Consider the following 18,781-nt stretch of genomic DNA (forward strand, 5'->3'; position numbering starts at 1 on the left):
TTCCCTAAAATCTAAAACTAATTGATCTTAAACATGATTAATATGCTGAATTGCTACTTTAAAAAGGGCACATTAGGAATGATATTGTTTTTCAGTAGCATTTGTTTCTCCTATGCTCAAAGCCCTGTAATTAATTCTACAGAATCATCTGTAGCTAATGCGACCAAAGAAATTACATTAAATGTAGTTGATGATTTTGGTAAACCACTTCAAGGGGTACGCGTAAGCACAACTACAGGTTCGGAAATAGGATTTACAGATGAAAATGGAAACCTAATTATATCCGGCCAAGGTATAAAACAAATAGTATTGGTTTCTCCTAATTTTATAAGTAAAACTGTAAACCTTTCTCAAAAAGACAAACTTACTGTTAAACTAACAGTAAGTTATCTGTCAAGCCCAGAAAAGGTACAGGTTCTATATAGTGAACAGTCTCCAAAAGAAATATTAGGTGCAGTTAGCTATGTAAATAATCAACAAATTAAATCTACACCAACATCTTTATACCTAAATGCCTTAACTGGTCGTTTGCCTGGTTTTTATACAGAACAATACAGCGGTTTTCGTACAGCTAAAACACAACCAATTACTAGATTAGATTTGGCAGGATGGCTTCCAAATGAAGCAACGAAATATTCATCAAATATTAGTGATAATTCAGAAATTTCTTACAATTTAAGAGGACAGCAGCCCGTTACAATTGTGGATGGTGTACAAAGGGATATTTACTCTTTAGACCCTGAAAATATAGAGTCTATTACAGTATTGAAAGACGCTTTGTCCACCTTATTATTAGGTCAAAGAAGTTCAAGAGGCGTATTGGAAGTAATTACCAAGAAAGGAGTTGTGGGTCCACCAAGAATTTCTTTTACAGCACAAACAGGTATGCAAAGTGCATTAAAAACGCCTAAACCTTTAAATTCCTATCAGTACGCGTATTTGTACAATGAAGCTTTGCAAAATAGCGGTAGAACATTGGCTTATAATATAGATGAGTTTAACGCTTTTAAAAACAAGACTTCTCCATTATTATATCCAGATGTTAACTGGTATGATGAAATTTTAAAGGATAATAATCCCATTACAAAATACAGTTTAAATGTAAACGGTGGGATTAAAAATGCGAGATACTCTTTAGGGTTGGGTTATTTAAGCCAAGAAGGCATGTTCAAGTCTGATGATGCTTTAAGTTACCAAACTAATTTAGAGCTAAGCAGATACCTTATCAACTCAAATATAGATGTTGATGCAACTAAAAATTTTAATATTGGCTTGCAATTATTCGGTCGTATACAAGATGGCCGTCAGCCTGGCGCAACTACAGCAGGTATTTTAAGCCAGTTATACAATACGCCTAACAATGTTTATCCGGTATTCAATAATGATGGAACATACGGAGGAGCTTCCAACTATACCAATAACTTATACCAGCAAGCAACCGGATCTGGTTATTTGTTAGATAACAGTAGGGATTTACTCGCTAATTTAGACCTGAAATATAAATTTGATAATTGGTTGCCAGGTTTGTACGCTAAAGGCAAAATCAATGTTTCTTCAACTTCCTCAAGTTTGATCAACAGATCTAGGAGCCAACCAGTTTATGATCTTTCGTTAAACTCTTCCGGAGATTTTGTTTCTACGAGATACGGTTTGATCTCTGATCAACAGAACTCTTTTAATAGCACTTCCACTGCTCAATTTTTTTATGCACAAGCAGCTATCGGGTATGAAACTACAATAGGAGATAATAATTTAAGTGGAATGTTATTTACAGATCAACAGACATCTACCTATCAATTTGATTTACCTTTTAAATACACCAATTATGCAGCAACAGCAAAATATAATTTTAAAAAGAAATATTTTGCAGAGGCGGCGCTAAATTACTCAGGCTTTGATCGGTTCCAACCAGGAAATCAGTTCGGATTATTTTATGCAGGTGGTTTGGGATGGGATATTTCTGAGGAAGCTTTTATTAAAGACAATGCAAAATGGGTTAATCAACTTAAGTTAAGAGCTACCTACGGAAAAACCGGTAATAGTAATGAAAATGCTTTAGGCTATTTTACATGGAGAAGTGCTTTTGGTCAAGATGGAAGTAATTCATATCCATCCGGAACTGGCTATAACAGCGTTTTTGGATTAATAGAAAAAGGGTTGGCCAATGTTAATGCCACTTGGGAAAAAGCTAATAAACTAAATATTGGGCTGGATGGTGCTTTTTTTAACCAGCACTTAAGTTTTACTGTAGATTTTTATCGTGATGCTTATTCTGATCTTTTACAACAGCGAGGATCAAACAGCGAGATTATAGGGATGGTTTATCCGAATGAGAACATAGGAAAAAACCTTTACCAAGGTCAAGAATTAAGCATAACCTATCAAAACCATTTGGGTAATTTCAATTATTTTATTACCGCAAATGCTTCTCGCATGAAAACTGAGGTGATTGACAAGAACGAGCTGTTGCAAAAATATAGCTGGAATAGAAGAACTGGAATGCCTGTTGGACAAACTTTTGGCTATTTAGCAAATGGATTAATACAAACACAAGCAGAAGCGGATCAAGCTCCACTATTAGCGGGTACTAAAGTTTACCCTGGCGATGTGAAATTAGTTGATTTAAATACCGATGGAATTATTGATCAATTTGATGAAACTGCGCTAGGTAATACCAAACCCGTTGTTTATTATGGAACTACCTTAGGGTTTAATGTCAAAGGTTTTGATGTAAGTGTGTTGTTGCAGGGCGTTAAAAACAGAACTTATCAACAAACGGATTATTCTTTTGGCAGTGGTGGGCAGAGCCAAGGTTATGAATACCTGTTAGGCAGATGGACACCTGAAACCGCCACCACAGCAACTTACCCACGTTTAACATTAGGATTTAATGCCAACAATACTCCTTTCTTAAATAATTCAAGTTATTGGACACATTCTGGCGAGTATTTTAGGGTCAAAAACGTTGATTTAGGCTATACTTTGCCATATAACATCACTAAAAAACTAAAGATAGCCGGACTTCGCCTGTTTATGAGCGGCCAAAATTTATTTACAGAAACTGCTTATGAACGACTTGACCCAGAGGTTTATGGAAACGCTTCATATCCAATTCAGCGGACAATTAGCGCAGGTGTAAATATCAAATTATAAAATCCATTAGACATGATCATGATGAAAACGAACTATTATAAATTATTGTTTATCACAGGTGTGATGGCTACTTTGATTTATTCTTGTAAAAGCGAATTGGAGACGGTGCCAATTGAACAGCAAACAATAGATTATTTATTTAACCCTCAAGATTCAGCCGGAGTAAATGCCAATAAATTCTTATATGATATTTATACCCATTTACCTTTACTGGGCAACAGAGTAGGCGACGATTACTTAGATGCTGCAACGGATGATGCAATTTCCTCCAACACTACCAACACATCTATACAACAGTTAGCTACCGGAAGCTATTCATCCAGTAATTACCCAGATAACCAATGGGGCAGTTATTATGCTGGTATTCGCCAAACCAATATCTTTATTACAAATATTGACGCGGTTCCGCTAAAAGGTAGTTTGGCAAATGGCACTTCATTTAACAGGGTGTGGAAAGCAGAAGCAAAATTTCTTAGAGCATTATTTTACTTTGAATTACTTAAACGATATGGTGGGATTCCTCTTTTAGGAGATAAGGTATATCAATTGAATGATGATATTTCTTTACCTAGAAACACCTTCGAAGAATGTGTAAACTATATAACAAACGAGTGCGCTGCCATAAAGGATAGTTTACGTATAGCCCCAGTTGCTAATAATGCTATAGAAAGACCAAGCAATGGCGCCGCTTTAGCGTTAAAATCAAGAGTATTGCTGTACGCTGCCAGCCAGTTATATAATGGTAAAAATGTAGATGCTAGTAACCCACTCACGGGTTATGCAGCCTACGATGCACAACGCTGGAAAAAAGCTGCTGATGCTGCAAAAGATGTAATTAATCTGGGTGTATATGGGTTATTGAGCAACTTTAAGGATGTCTTTTTGGTTCAGGTAAATTCAGAGAGAATTTTTATACGCCAAGGCGGAAACAATACAAGAGTAGAAAATAACAACGGTCCAGTAGGTTATACAACATCTGCAAACAACGGTCGTACCAGTCCAACTCAAGAATTGGTAGACGCCTTTGGTATGGCAAACGGTTTGCCCATAACAGCGCCACTTTCTGGTTACGATGCTACCAAACCTTATTTACTTAGAGACCCAAGGTTTTATGCAACAATTTTGTATAATGGAGCACCTTGGTTAAGCCGCCCAGTACAAACTTACCAAGGAGGGCTTGATAAGCCAGGTGGCGTAAAACAACAAACCAGAACAAGCTATTATGCTCGAAAGTTCATGGGTAATTTTGAAACTAAAACTACCTACGACAATCAAAACCACGATAATATTTTGTTTCGATATGCTGAAATCCTGTTGAATTTTGCGGAGGCGAGCAATGAATACCTTGATTCGCCAAATCAAGAAGTTTATAGCGTAGTAGAATCTATCAGAAGAAGAGCAGGCTTAGTACCTGCCGAACTTACTCCTGGTTTAAGCAAAGATTCCATGCGGGTAATTATCCATAACGAAAGAAGAAAAGAGCTTGCTTTTGAGGAACACCGATTTTACGATGTGAGAAGATGGAAAGAAGCTGAAATTACCTTTAATAAACAGATCCACGGAAACCTTATTTATTTAGAAGCTTCAGGTAAGTTGACCTATCAAAATGATCCGGTGCAAAAATTGGTATTTACGCCGAAAATGTATTTCGCACCAATTCCTTACAGTGAAGTTGTAAAGAATAAAAATATGGTCCAAAATCCAGGCTGGTAACGGTAAGTTCTCAAAAAATTAAATTAATAGACGATGAAAAAAAGCTTATATATTTTATTAATTATACTTGCTATATGCCCCGTTTTAGCGGTAGCTCAAACGCGTATAAAGGGTGTAGTTAAAGATGCAGGTGGTCCACTTCCAGGAGTAGCCGTAGCTGAAAAAGGAATTCAAAATATCACAATAACTGATGGTAACGGAGCGTTTGATCTAACTTTAAAAGGCTCGTCAAACATAGTTACGGTTAGCAGTGTGGGCTATCAACAACAGACGTTGACAGTGGCCAACGGTCAGACTTTAGAAATAATTTTAAGGCCCAGTACGCAAGACTTGAACGAAGTTGTAGTGGTAGGTTTTGGTACTGTTAAAAGAATAACCAATACGGGTTCAGTAAGTTCAGTAAAAGGAGCGGCCATTAGAGATATTCCTACTTCTAGTTTACAAAACGCACTGCAGGGAAAAGTACCAGGTTTTATTGCACAGCAACGTTCAGGGCAACCTGGAAAAGATGCCTCTGATTTTTATATTAGAGGGGTAAGTTCTTTAAATAGTGAAGGTAACCAGCCTTTAATCATAGTAGATGACATTGAATTTACGTACGAGCAATTTTCTCAAATAAACGTTAATGAAGTTGAAAGTGTTTCTATTTTAAAAGATGCATCTACCACTGCAATTTATGGTATCAAAGGTGCCAACGGGGTACTTGTAGTTACTACAAGAAGAGGAGCGTCTGGTGTTCCAAAAATTAGCGTCAGAGTAGAATCAGGTATGCAAAGCCCATCTAATAAGCTAGATTTTTTAAACTCTTTTGAGAGCGCTACCTTGGTAAACGAGGCTTATGGGAATGATGGTAGAACATTGCCATTTACACAAACAGATTTGGATCACTTTAGAACCGGCGACGATCCTTACGGGCATCCAGATATTGATTGGTATGACAGAATTTTTAAACAAAATACCTTTCAGTACAATACAAATATTGATATATCTGGTGGTGACAAAACCATTAAATACTTTATAGCAGGAGGGGCTTTTAGTCAGAATGGTCTTGTTAGAGATTTTTATGACCCAAGAAGTCAAGTAAACTCTAACTATTATTACCGTCGTTATAATTTAAGATCAAACTTAGATGTACAGGCTTCTAAAAGTTTAAGTTTGAGATTAGATGTTAGAGGAGGATTTAATCAAATAAATAGACCTTTTGCTGGTAATGTAGTTTCAGAAATTTATGATTTTTCTAGACTTCATCCATACTCTGCGCCTTTTCTTAATCCGGATGGCAGTTATGCTTACGCTAGTGATACCCAAGGATTACTTCCAACAATTAATGCCCGTTTAGCTACTCAAGGTTATGATTTAGATAGAAGAAATGATTTGAATATCCTTTTTGGTGGAACACAAAAGTTGGACGATTTAACCAAGGGTCTGTCTTTATCTGCTAAGATTGCATACGCAAGTGTGGAATCAAATACTAGAGAACAGTTTCGTGGAACACCGCCATCTTATCTGTACGATACCGATAAAGATACTTACACACTAAATGGGCCTAATTATACTTTAAGTAATTATACTTTAAGGGCTTACCAAGGAGAATATAATAGCAGAATCAACCTTCAGGGGTTGTTGAATTATGTGAGAGATTTTGGAGATCACCATGTAACCGGTTTATTATTGTTCAACAGAGAATCATATAAAACTAAGGCAAACCTAACCACCCCTTATAACTGGATTCCTCAAAATTTCAAAGGAGTAACTTTTAGAACAGGGTATAATTACAAAGAAAAGTACATGTTAGATTTAACTGGTGCTTACAACGGTTCTGATAGGTTTGGTGCCAATAAAAGATATGGATTTTTCCCTGCTATTTCAATTGGTTATAACATAGCAAACGAAGACTTTTTCAAAAAATACACTTTTGTTGACCTGTTAAAATTAAGAACTTCTTATGGTCTTGTAGGATCTGATAAGGTGCAGGGCAATCAATACCTTTACGAACAGGTATATCTCAATGGAGGTGGTTATTCTTTTGGGGAAACAGATAAATTTGCACCATCAAAATATGAGGGACCTTTAGGAAATCCTAACGTAGGATGGGAAAAACAACGATCTTTTGACGTAGGTTTAGATGTAAACTTGTTTAATAGTAAGTTTAACTTAACTTTTGATTATTTCAATAACGTAAGGTACGATCAATTGATTGTTTCGCAATCTTTACCATTAAACGTAGGGATTGGAGTTTCACCAACCAATATCGCAAAAGTGAGAAATCAAGGTTTTGACGGAGAAATTGGTTATCATAATAAAATAGGAAATGTTGATTATAATGTATCTGGTGTTTTTACATTCGCTAAAAACAAAGTTCTGTATCAGGATGAGCCAGCTGTAGCATACCCTTGGTTAGCACAAACTGGAAGACCTATAGGTCAGCAATTTGGTTACACTTTCATCGGTTTTTATAAAGATCAGGCAGATATTGACGCCAGTGCAAAACCAAGTAGTGGTGTAATCCAACCAGGTGACTTGAAATATAAAGATTTAAATGAGGATGGTGTAATTGATCAGTATGATCAAGGCGCTATTGGAAAACCAAATTCTCCGCCTACAACTACGTTAGGCCTAACACTAGGTGGTAGCTATAAAGGATTTAGTTTAAACGTGTTGTTTCAGGGTAGTACTGGTTATAGTTTTGGCCTGGTGGGTACAGGTATCCAACCGCTTCAAAGTCAGTTTCAACCTATCCACCAAAAAAGATGGACGCCCGGAACTAGCGAAACCGCTACTTTTCCTCGTTTGTCCACCAATCCAACAAACATAAACAGTCCAGCATCTTACCTTTCTGATTTTTGGTTGATAGATGTTACTTATGTAAGGCTTAAAACAGTAGAGTTGGGGTATCAATTACCAGAAAAATTATTGCCTTTTAAAATAAGCAATGTGAGATTTTACTTGAGCGGTTATAACCTATTTACTTGGAAAAATTACTCCTTGTACCAACAAGATCCTGAAGTGAGTTCTCTTACTGCTGGAGATGCCTATTTCAACCAGAGAGTAATCAATATAGGGGTGCAGATAGGTTTGTAGCAGAATTTGTCAAATTAATTAATATAAAATCAATTTACTTTAAACTTTAAAAAAATGAAAAAGCTCATGAATTTTATTACATTATCACTGATAATGGTATTCTCAGTATCATCTTTTGCTAAAAACGCAGATCCGGTAAATTACACTAATCCTTTTAAACAAATAAGTGAATACAAAGTGCGTGTAATAATTCATAGAGAAACTGATCCTTCCACGACTCTTAATGAGTATAAAATCACCGCGTATGTTTATGCAGATAATAATCCAAATGTGGCCGTAGTTATTCCTTCGCCGATAACGGTTGAAGGGAATATAACTTGGAACGGAGGGTCGACCAATTATCCCCTATATCGTACTATACCAACTAGTGGGGTAGACATAAGCTACCAACAAATAGACGTATTGACAGCTAATGAAATAACGTTTGTTAGTTTATCAACAAATAATTTAGGTGGTATTCCTGTAGTGTTTGATACGATTGTTTTTGACTAATCAATCAAATAAGGATTTTTTTAGAGGGTGTCGGGTTAAAGTCTGATACCCTCTTTGCATTTAATGCTCCAAAAATAAAAGAGGTTTAAGTTCTTTAAGAAACTTAATAGAGAACGTTAGTCCTTTGTTCCAAATTTGACAACAAGGTTTTGTTATAAAACATTCTTCTCCATTAGTAAACATAGTATTGCTATAAGATTTATCTAAGTCCGATTTTGTGTACTAACCTAAAATACTTTAAATTTAGCTAGCAATGTTCCCAACCTTATCATCGCTTACCGAATATCTTTTTGGCTTTAGTTTTAACTTTCCAATTTACACGTTTGGCGTTTTTGTTGCCTTGGCATTTATATTTCCGTACTTTATATTTCAAAGCGAATTTGAGCGCAAGGAAAAAGAGGGTTACATTAAACCGTTTTTGAAGACCACAGTTGTTAGCCTATTCTCACTTTACTCCAATATTCTATTAAGGGGTTTCCTGGGTTTTTTCATCGGCTTTAAATTAGTTGGTGTAATCTTTAATTACGCTCTGTTTAAGTATAACCCAGCGGGTTTTATTTTTTCGTTAGAGGGAAGTTGGTTAGGAGGATTATCGTTCTTAATAATTGCTCTAATTATTACTTACTTCAGCACTAAAAGCGAAAGCGTTCCACAACCAAAAGTGCTTGTTGAAGAAGTTCATCCTTATCAATTGATGCCAACATTAATTGTTTGGGCCGCCTTTTGCGGATTTATAGGATCAAAGCTCTTCAGTTTAATAGAAAGGTTTCCCCAATTTATAGATAATCCGTGGCATGAGTTAACCACGTTCACTGGACTTACATTTTATGGTGGTTTTATTTTTGGAGCGATAGCTTATCTTGTTATTGGATATAGGAACGGGATGAAGCTTATACATCTAGCTGATATAGGGTCGCCTGGTATGTTAGTCGCTTATGGCGTGGGAAGAATTGGTTGTCAGCTTTCCGGCGATGGTGATTGGGGAATTGTAAATAATAACCCCAAGCCAGAGTTTTTAAGCACATTACCAGATTGGATGTGGTCTTTCAAGTTCCCTCATAATGTTTTAAATGAGGGTCAATATATCCTTGGATGTTATGGCGAGCACTGTATGATTCTGCCACAGGGTGTTTACCCTACTTCTTTCTACGAAACAGTAATCATACTCACAGCGTTTCTTATACTGTGGTTGTCAAGAAAGCAAATGAAAGTTCCTGGCACTATGTTTACACTTTTTCTGATCGTTAATGGGCTGGAGCGGTTTTTTATAGAATTTATCCGTGTCAATCCTAAACATATTTTTTTAGGCATGTTTATTACTCAAGCGCAAATTATCGCTTTAATATTCATTGTTGGTGGTGTTTTAGGTTTAGCAATAATTATTTTTAAAGGAAATCGTACAGGAGATTATTTACATGACGTAGCGGTAATTGAAGAAAAGAACAAAGAGTAAATCTTGGGTTTCTGCATATTTGAGACTAAAACCTCTGGCCGTTCACTAGGAGAAACGATTGAAATCTACTAATGATAGTGGTTGTTAAATTGCAATTACCAACTTCAAATACCTTAATCCTTTTTACCTGATAATAAGTAATTTTCCTGTTTTATAAGAACTGTCAGTAGTTAATTTCAACACGTATATACCATCCTTCAGTCCAGAAGTGTCGATAGTTTTTATATGGTCTCCAGGAGTTTTTGAGCGTTCATCGGCTGATAGTAATACTCTCCCTACATTGTCATACACAGTAATGGATACTTGTGATTTTTGGAGCAAATTATACTTAATATTTGTTATAGTAGAAGCAGGATTAGGATAGATAGTCATACTTAAACTAGAGACCTCTTCCTCACGCGGGATACTGGTAGGTACGTCGTTAATTTTATGGTGGTAAATATCAATGCCAAAAGCACTACCTACAATCATATCGGGAATACCATCACCATCTAAGTCTGCAACGCAATCTGGAATTGTAACTATAGGGATGTCAATCCTGTCCTTAAAATACGCCGAGCTAATCTGTTGTAATGGTTCTGACTTATTTGGATAAAAATAAATACTATCTTGAGTAGCGCTAAGCGATACAAAATCAAGTTTACCATCACCATTTATATCTTGTGTCATCAAATCATTATAAAAATCTGGACTAATTTTTAGCTCAGTAATATTTATTAAATTACCAGTCAAATCACCGGGTATGGAAGTGTTTTGAATAATACTAACTGAATTATTTTCAGGTTTATCTAGTACGGTATCTAATTTTCCATCCCCATCCATATCTTTCAGGTTGATTGCTGTGGGACGAAAATTTAAGGGGAATTCTGTTTGGACAAAGGATGATTGTAAAATACGGCCGACAGTACAATTATTACGTAATGTTATAATTGAGTGGTCGTTATCATTAGTAATTACAATGTCGGTTTTTCCATCATTGTCCATGTCTCCCAACTTAATTATGCCCAACGATATGCCTACCTGTATAGTAATTCCAGCGCCAAAGAAAAACTCAGTAGGTTTTGCTGGCGTGTAGGTATTACGAAATATTGTTATAAAACCGTTTTTGTTTAGAACTACTAGATCTGGCTTGCCGTCGCCGTCAATGTCTCCTATAATGGCATCTTTGTCACCTGGCTTCAATATAAAATTATAATCTGGTTTGCCAGGAACGGTATCGGAAACAGCCACGGGCATCAAGTTGATATTCCCCGGCTTTCCCACGTTCCGATAAAAACTTAAGGAGTTATTTGAGAGGTCAGTTTTAGTAAAACCTACATTCAGTAAAACGATGTCTAATTTACCGTCACCATCTAAGTCCTCTACAGCAACAAACCCAGCTTGTGGCCCAGTTGGGTATGTTAATGGCTCGGTAAATGAAGTAGTATCTATTTTTTCTTTTTGAGACTTATTACGAAACACCATGAGGGTGTTATAATGCGGTGCGGTTGCAAGTATATCCGCTTTACCGTCTCCGTCCATATCGGCAAGTTTAACATTCATGGCAGGGCTTTTTGGATTTAGCCTTACCACAGGGTTAAAGGCTAATTCGCTGCCCAAAAAGGTAATATCAAAAGCAGAAGTTGACTTTGCTAAAAGTCTTGTACCTTTATTTATAACAGTTAAAGAACCACGAGTTGCACCAGCGGGAACAGTGGCACTAATCATAGTTGAACTTGCTGACTTAACTGTAGCATGAATAGACCCAAAATACACAACATTACTGTCAGGAATTGAATTAAAGCCAGTCCCATTTATCGTTACTATAGTATTGATAGCGCCACTCGTTGGCGTGAATGAATTGATTACAGGGGGTTGGGCAAAGGTCCATGAGAAACCCGACAATAGTAACAACGTAGCAATTATTGAAAAATGTTTCATATGCTTAAATTACAAAAAGATTTTCTCCAGCTTTTAATTCATAAGATGTTCCCTTCCATAGCAATTTGCCTGTAGTATTTGTCGGTAATAAAATATTTATTTTCCATGTATTACCTGTTTGTAAAACATAAAATACAGAAACTGTACCGTTAGGATGAGGAATGGAGCCACTTGCATTAGTGAGTACACCCAAGTGCGGTTCTATCTTTATTTTTTGGAAACCAGGGGAATCAGTATCTATTCCTAATACCGTTCTGTAGAATTCAATATTTGGACTTGCCGACCATGCATGGCAATCCGATCTTGTATTTACTACATCTGCAATTTCTGGCCAGGTGGTAAGACCATTTGCAATAGCATTGCGCCAGACATCCAGCCAATTCATATAATCTTCTCCAAGCCCTGCTTTTACAAGTGCTGCATTAAGATAGTATTTAAAGTATATGTTACACTGGGTTAAACTGTTAGTATTAGCAACGATGCGCTGCGCAAATTCAAGTTTACTCGAGTCAGAGACGATGCCAGTTAGTATTGCCATGGCATTTGCATGCTGGGAGTAGGAATTTTGCTCTTTTGTATCTGCATATAATTTTTTTACCGAATTATAATATTTTGACTGAATTGTCTGTTTTAATTGGGCGATTTTTTGACCGTAAGAAGTGGCTAAATTAGATTGCCCTATAGCGTTTTCTAATACTGTAGCTTGCTGATAGGCTGCTAATAATTGCATATCAATTACTGCAGATGAACCGTCGCTACCATAAGGAGGAACTGCAAGAAACCAACTGTCGCTGTTTGTACTTGGCATAGGACCATCCACATAATTCCAATATGGTGGCCTTACTACAGAGCCGTCTGTTCCTTGGTATTTAGTAAAAAAATCCAGTATCAGCCTTGTGCCAACTAATTTGTCTTTTATAAAATTATGATCATTCCTATACATGTAATAATCATGCAGCATCCCAATATATAATAATGAATAAGGTGGGATAATCTGGGTCCCATTAGTAGGAGAAACACTTAAAGTGATTCCCTCCGGTAAACGGGACTGATCTATTTGATTGAGAGTGTTACGGGTTAAAAGGTCATCATTGCTGTTAAAATAGGAAACCATTGCCTGTATCCGGCTATCTCCAATGTACTGTAATCTTTCATAATAAGGACAGTCCGTATACGTATCCCAAGCATTTAGGCTTACTGTGCGCCATCCTATATCTAGGATCTTTTTTATTTCAGAATCATCTGAATTGAAGACAGCATTTTGTTTGAAGGGGTAAGCCGTGTAAGTTCCATACAGACTATCAATTGTAATTGGTGAACTTTTTGCATCTACAATTAATTGAATATATCTATAAGTACGGAAGTTGAAAGGAGTAAACGATTGTCCTGGTTTACCATTCGAAGTTAGCGTGTCAGTAAGTCCTCTGAAAACTTTACCTATTACATCATTACGATTACCTTTCTTGGAGAAATTTGTTCCCGGGTTATATAGTGTTTCCGCATACCCTAAAGAAATTCCCGCTCCTGTACCACCGCTGAATTTTATTGTAGGATAAGCATTGGTTTCATAGGTTTGGTCAAGGAGGATTATGGCTTTTGTGTTGGCGGGTACGGTGAAAGACAATGATTTTTGGGTGGAATCCACTGGAGGTATACTTATTCCGGAAGACTTTCTTACAACGGTGATCGGCTGGAAAGTGAGTTCTCTCTGAGGTAAAAGCGAAGGAACTAACATGTATTTAGATAGTTGATAGGCCCCCTTAAGCTGTCCAGGAGCTAAATTTGCAGCACCAGGCCATGCACTGTCATCAAAATCGCCTGCATTCCAACCTGTTGCAGGAGCTAAATTCATACTCACATTTTGGCCATTAACAGCCACAAAATATCCGTAAACAGGTTTAATAGATTTATCCTGTACGCACTTCCAGCTATTATTGGTATTCATAATTTCTTCAGCTGCTGTATTCCCTTGCAAGATAAAACCAGCCCTTGACGTATTCTGGTAATGTGGGCGGTATTCAGCTTCTTCCCATACTTGTGCCGCTATACTGTTTTTACCAGCGACGAGATATTTTGCAATATTTACTGTCTCATATCGCCAGTTAAAAAGATCACCTGCTGTAGGACCAACTGAAACAAGGTTGCCGTTTATCCATAATTTGTAGTGATTATCTGCTGAGATATGAATATAAAAATTTGATGGTTTTGAGCCCAACGATACCGTTTTACGGTAACAATAAACGCCGTAATAATCGCCGAAATCAAAGAATGCATTTAAACCTATCCATTGAGCATTCCAAGCTCGCGTATTCCGTAAAGTATCTGTTTGGGAGTAGCTTTGCTGGGTCGCCAATAAGCAAAAAAACAGCAATAGTGTGGAAATAAATCTCATAACTAATATTTGAATGGTTGTATATATAATTGAAGGTCAACTTTTGAAAAAACAATGCCCAATTGGTACCTACCTACTGGGCATTGTTTAATATGTTTGTTGCTAAAATTCAAATCTCGCCTGAAGTTCTAAATTTATTACAACCTCGACTGTCTGAAAAAACTATAAACCGATTACAGCGTATGGAATTCTGATCCCTTTTACTTGATAGTAGTAAGGATCGTAGTTGCCATCGCTCTCTTTGGAGTTATTGTCTGAATTTTGTGGACATGATCCAAAGTTTAAACTATAAGTGATTAAAAGTTCATTTCTTCCATTTACAGATTCCGAATGAATAGCTGGAGTATAATACCTCGCATTATAACCTTTCAAATATTCGGTAATATGGTGAACCATTTTTCTGTTGGTAAATGGGCCGGTTGGACTGCTGGAGGTAGAAATATAAATATTTCTGGAATTATCGCCACAGTTATAACCTTGGTCCATGCTTAAATGGATATATTTTCCATTTACATAAGAGATTGAATTAGTTCCTAAACCGTTGTCAATTTTAGAATTAACATTTGTTGTAGGCGTACTAACCCAAGCAGAGCCATCCCAAAAAGTCCAAGATTGAGGATCTGTTACCGGGAAACGAGCCACATGAAGATAGGTAGAATATCCAAAACTCCCCGGAGGGCTACTGCTTCCATAGCTATATACATAGCCATCAGCGGCTTTAACCATTCCAGAGGAATACCCAATTGCCACTTGATTAGACATTCCAGCAGGCGTGGTACGTTTGAACGTCCACTGTGTCCCGCTATTAGGAGTAAGCTCATATAACGACTGGTTTACCGCTGTAAGTCCATTACCTTCTCCACATTGAACATATACTTTATCCCCTATCTGAACACCAACCCCTGGCCAACTCCAGGTTAAGCCAGGTTGAACCGGAAAAACATTTCCAATATTGTTTCTTGCACCCACCGCTGTAACCATTGGAGCGCTAGGGCTCCAATCAGAAACTGTAGGTTGCATAATCAGAGAGTTTCCATAAGATATAAAGTGATTTCCAAATAATCGTCCATTAGAAGTTAAAGAACCCTGATAGAATGCATCTTGGGTAATCCAAATTACACGACCATCAGCTAGGGGAACGCTTGTGCCTTGATCAAAAGCAACTGATCCTGTAATCCTTTTAAAGAAATTCACCACTTCATCATCACGGTAACTTTCTGGGCTAATTGGTGTCAACTTCCATTTTTGACCAATAGAAGTCGAATTTAGAGGTTGCTGTAGCGCTTTTGTTTTTCCATTTGGATAAATGATATTCTCGTTGCTTAAAGCCATACCATTTCCCTTGTTTATAATTCGGTAAACACCGGGTTCAATTGTTTCTTCAATGCTCCAAAGTTGGTCATTAGCTTTATCCTTTAAAATCTGACTTTGCCCTAGTTCTATATTGGGAGCCGTAGAGCTAACAGGAACAGTTAATAATTTTCCGCTAAAAAGATTTCTGATCTGATAATATTTTATGCCCTTTTCAGTGATTTTATAAATGGTATGCCATTTTTGGTGTTTTGCAGTTCCAGCGCTACTTCCAAAACCACTTATTTCCAATAGGGTGGCATCTTTGTATTTCTCGTTATAAAGCGTATCTCCTTGAATGCCTAAATATTGATTATTAGCAACACTTGTAATAATGTATGCACCGTAATCTTCAATGTTGGAATCAATAATTTTAAAGTCAACTTTCCATACCCTCACTTTACCATCTGCAGCTGTAACAGTGTAATCGATAGATTTATTTGTAGAGATATTAATTTTTTCGCCAGATTTAGGTGATACGGTTGCGCCATCTGAAATAGTAATTTGAGGTGTAAGAGCAGTTAAATTCACGTCTTTGGCAACCAAAATATTAATCTTGTATTGATCGTTTTGCATTGCAAAAGTTTCAGTACCGTATTGCCCAGTTTCTAACTTAAACTGTTTAATCATTCTCCCTGGGCTAGGAGGGTTAGAAAATTCTTTGGTACAACTGCAAATAAAGAGTGTTATACCAGTGAACAAAAAAAGTAATCTTTTCATCATTGCATTAATTTGTTTAGATAATTGGTTCTATCCAAATGTAGAAATTACAAAAGGATTGTTAAAAGTAATTAAAAAAATCGATTTAGCAAATTGTTAATAGTTGTTTTATTTGTTTAAATAAATCCATTGTAGTGCGAAAATAAATTAAATATACTATACAGTTGTAAAGAAATGGCTTTCAGTCGCGATAGTGTGAGTGTATTTTGGATAATTAACGCTGGGAACTAAAAAAATGCGAGTTTATTTTATTTTATTGCTAAATCGTTTTATATTGCGACACGAATACCGTTATAAGCCAAACATTCATGATTTTTAAAAAAATATTGATATTAATATATTTTTCTATCGTTACGAGCTTGTGTGTCGCCCAAAAACGTGAGGCTACTACTAGTTATGCTCAAAAAGTAAATACATTAATAGGCTCAGAAGGCAAGGGAGCTAATTCAAGCGAGTCATATTTGGAAGCAGGTTACACTTTTCCAGGAGCCATGCACCCCTTTGGAATGGTTCAATTTACACCGACTTTTTTTGAACCCAATAAGGGGTTTGTAATTAATCAATTGAGCGGCGCCGGGTGTGAGCACATGGGCAATTTGCCATTGATGCCTTTGTGTGGCCCGCTCAATAAATCTCCAAATGATATGAAAGCATATCACCCTAATTTTAAGGTGAAAAATGCTTATGCAGGGTTCTATGAATCTGAAACAGAAGATGAGATCAATAGCGCCTTAGTGGTGACCAAGCGTTCAGGAATGGCAAAGTTTAATTTTCCAGTCCACCAGAACAAAGGAACTATTGTTATTGGTACGGGTTTAAATGCTACTAAAGTAAATGACGCTTCGGTAAAAATTACAAGTAATTCAAGTTTTGAAGGCTTTGCTGACGGTGGCTCTTTTTGCGGTTCGGCAGTGAGTTATAAAATTTATTTTGTGGCTCAGTTTAACGCTGCATCTTTAGAAAACGGAACTTGGCAGAAAGATAGCATCTTGAGAGGAAGTAAAAGTGCCAATGGAGAAGGAACAGGTGTTTATTTTACTTTTAAAAATAATGCAAATCCATTGCTTTATAAAATAGGTGTGTCTTACGTGTCTTTAGAAAATGCCAGAGAGAATTTAAAGGCGGAGAACCCAAATTGGAATTTTGAAGCTGTGAAGAAAGCAACTGTAAGTGAATGGAACAAACAACTGAATAAAATTGAAGTAAAGGGTGGTTCAGCAAATCACACCGCTCAATTTTATACGCATTTATACCATGCGCTCACTCATCCAAATTTATATAGCGATGTAAATGGAGATTATGTGGGAGGAGATGATAAAATACACAATGCCAAGGGATTTAACTATTACACTTCTTTTAGTAACTGGGATACATACCGTACGCAAATTCAGCTCATCAGTATGTTAGCTCCAAAAGAGACTTCTGATATGATGCAGTCCGTTATTTTGTTTGCTGAGCAGAGTGGTGGAGGTTTCCCCCGTTGGGTGATGGGAAGTACGGAGACAGGTATTATGCAAGGAGATCCAACCTCGGCAATGGTGTCTGTAGCCTATTCGTTTGGAGCAAGAAATTTCGACATAAAAAAAGCGCTCGAAATTATGCGGAGAGGAGCCGAGATATCGGACACTAAATCTCAAGGTCAGCTTACGCGACCTTTTTTGGAAGAATATTTACAAAAAGGCTACATGAATGCTTCTATGATGTTAGAGTATACCACAGCAGATTTTGCGATTGCAGCATTTGCTAAGCAAGCATTTAACGATATGGATACCTATCATAAATTTTTGAAACAGGCGCAAAACTGGAAAAACTTATACAATCCGGAAAGAAAATGGTTGCAATCCAGAAACCCTGACGGAACTTGGAGAAAATATGACGAAGATTTTAGAGAGGCCTCTTTCAAAAATTATTTTTGGATGGTTCCTTATAACCTTAAAGGTTTAATTGATACCATCGGTGGGAAGGATTTTGCTGAGAGAAGGTTAGATGAATTTTTTATAAAGTTGAACGCAAGCTATTCTCAAGAGTGGTTTGCGGCCGGTAATGAGCCCGATTTTCAAGTGCCATGGGTTTACAACTGGACAAATAATCCGTATAAAACGCAGTCTTTGGTTAAACGCATTATCAAAGAGCAGTATGCCAATAAAAATAATGGATTGCCTGGGAATGATGATTTGGGAGCAATGGGAGCTTGGTACGTATTTGCTAATATTGGTTTATACCCGATGATTCCTGGGGTGGCTGGTTTTACTATCAACGGACCTTCGTTCAAAGAAATAAAACTTCATCTCCCGTTAGGGGTAGTGAATATCAAGGGTGGTGATTTGGAGAAGCCTTTTATCAGTTCATTAAAAATTAATGGGAAAGACTATGACGCTACGTGGATTAAGTGGCAAAATCTAAAAAAAAGCAGTACGTTGGAGTTTAAATTGAGTGACCAACCAAACAAAACGTGGGGAAAAGCAACAACACCTCCCTCATACGATAACTAATTGGAATTGGATTTT

At 36.8% G+C, this 18,781-nt stretch carries 9 protein-coding genes; 6 read left to right on the plus strand and 3 right to left on the minus strand.

Features of this window, described 5'->3' with window-relative positions; all coding sequences use genetic code 11:
- The first annotated feature begins 42 nt into the window (after positions 1 to 42).
- The 5 genes from B176_RS0104910 to B176_RS0104930 all read left to right on the plus strand — a co-directional run bounded on the left by B176_RS0104910 (position 43) and on the right by B176_RS0104930 (position 9,892).
- Entirely contained in the window at positions 43 to 3,153 is a 3,111-nt protein-coding gene (locus B176_RS0104910) for a SusC/RagA family TonB-linked outer membrane protein (protein ID WP_237739797.1), read from the plus strand.
- Between the two features lie 18 nt (positions 3,154 to 3,171).
- Complete coding sequence (locus tag B176_RS0104915; RefSeq protein WP_237739798.1) at positions 3,172 to 4,866, plus strand: RagB/SusD family nutrient uptake outer membrane protein; 1,695 nt, start codon at positions 3,172 to 3,174, stop codon at positions 4,864 to 4,866.
- Positions 4,867 to 4,899: 33 nt separating this feature from the next.
- Positions 4,900 to 7,947, plus strand: a complete 3,048-nt coding sequence (locus B176_RS0104920) for a SusC/RagA family TonB-linked outer membrane protein (RefSeq protein ID WP_017257671.1) — start codon at positions 4,900 to 4,902, stop codon at positions 7,945 to 7,947.
- 54 nt (positions 7,948 to 8,001) lie between these two features.
- Entirely contained in the window at positions 8,002 to 8,439 is a 438-nt protein-coding gene (locus B176_RS0104925; protein ID WP_017257672.1) for a hypothetical protein, read from the plus strand.
- Between the two features lie 253 nt (positions 8,440 to 8,692).
- Positions 8,693 to 9,892, plus strand: coding sequence for a prolipoprotein diacylglyceryl transferase (locus tag B176_RS0104930; RefSeq protein WP_017257673.1), 1,200 nt, complete (start codon positions 8,693 to 8,695; stop codon positions 9,890 to 9,892).
- 123 nt (positions 9,893 to 10,015) lie between these two features.
- Here B176_RS0104930 and B176_RS0104935 read toward each other — a convergent pair whose 3' ends face one another.
- From B176_RS0104935 to B176_RS0104945, 3 genes are all read right to left on the minus strand, one after another.
- Entirely contained in the window at positions 10,016 to 11,812 is a 1,797-nt protein-coding gene (locus tag B176_RS0104935; RefSeq protein WP_017257674.1) for an FG-GAP-like repeat-containing protein, read from the minus strand.
- Positions 11,813 to 11,816: 4 nt separating this feature from the next.
- Positions 11,817 to 14,204: an alpha-L-rhamnosidase-related protein gene (locus B176_RS0104940; protein WP_051129994.1), complete on the minus strand. Its 2,388-nt coding sequence runs from the start codon at positions 14,202 to 14,204 to the stop codon at positions 11,817 to 11,819.
- A gap of 162 nt (positions 14,205 to 14,366) precedes the next feature.
- The gene (locus B176_RS0104945; RefSeq protein WP_040540055.1) at positions 14,367 to 16,184 is read right to left on the minus strand and encodes an RICIN domain-containing protein; all 1,818 of its coding nucleotides are present in this window, start codon (positions 16,182 to 16,184) and stop codon (positions 14,367 to 14,369) included.
- A 398-nt stretch (positions 16,185 to 16,582) separates the two neighbouring features.
- On the opposite strand from B176_RS0104945, the gene B176_RS0104955 reads away from it, so the two are divergent.
- The gene (locus B176_RS0104955) at positions 16,583 to 18,766 is read left to right on the plus strand and encodes a GH92 family glycosyl hydrolase (RefSeq protein WP_017257677.1); all 2,184 of its coding nucleotides are present in this window, start codon (positions 16,583 to 16,585) and stop codon (positions 18,764 to 18,766) included.
- Positions 18,767 to 18,781: the final 15 nt, after the last annotated feature.

The sequence above is a fragment of the Pedobacter arcticus A12 genome, assembly GCF_000302595.1.
Classification (GTDB): Bacteria; Bacteroidota; Bacteroidia; order Sphingobacteriales; family Sphingobacteriaceae; genus Pseudopedobacter; species Pseudopedobacter arcticus.

Bases quoted from the DNA above. Each gene is read 5' to 3' on its own strand.
- B176_RS0104930 (WP_017257673.1), top strand. From the start codon at position 8,693: ATGTTCCCAACCTTATCATCGCTTACCGAATATCTTTTTGGCTTTAGT.
- B176_RS0104925 (WP_017257672.1), top strand. From the start codon at position 8,002: ATGAAAAAGCTCATGAATTTTATTACATTATCACTGATAATGGTATTC.
- B176_RS0104940 (WP_051129994.1), bottom strand. From the start codon at position 14,204: ATGAGATTTATTTCCACACTATTGCTGTTTTTTTGCTTATTGGCGACC.
- B176_RS0104920 (WP_017257671.1), top strand. From the start codon at position 4,900: ATGAAAAAAAGCTTATATATTTTATTAATTATACTTGCTATATGCCCC.
- B176_RS0104915 (WP_237739798.1), top strand. From the start codon at position 3,172: ATGATGAAAACGAACTATTATAAATTATTGTTTATCACAGGTGTGATG.
- B176_RS0104935 (WP_017257674.1), bottom strand. From the start codon at position 11,812: ATGAAACATTTTTCAATAATTGCTACGTTGTTACTATTGTCGGGTTTC.
- B176_RS0104945 (WP_040540055.1), bottom strand. From the start codon at position 16,184: ATGATTAAACAGTTTAAGTTAGAAACTGGGCAATACGGTACTGAAACT.
- B176_RS0104955 (WP_017257677.1), top strand. From the start codon at position 16,583: ATGATTTTTAAAAAAATATTGATATTAATATATTTTTCTATCGTTACG.
- B176_RS0104910 (WP_237739797.1), top strand. From the start codon at position 43: ATGCTGAATTGCTACTTTAAAAAGGGCACATTAGGAATGATATTGTTT.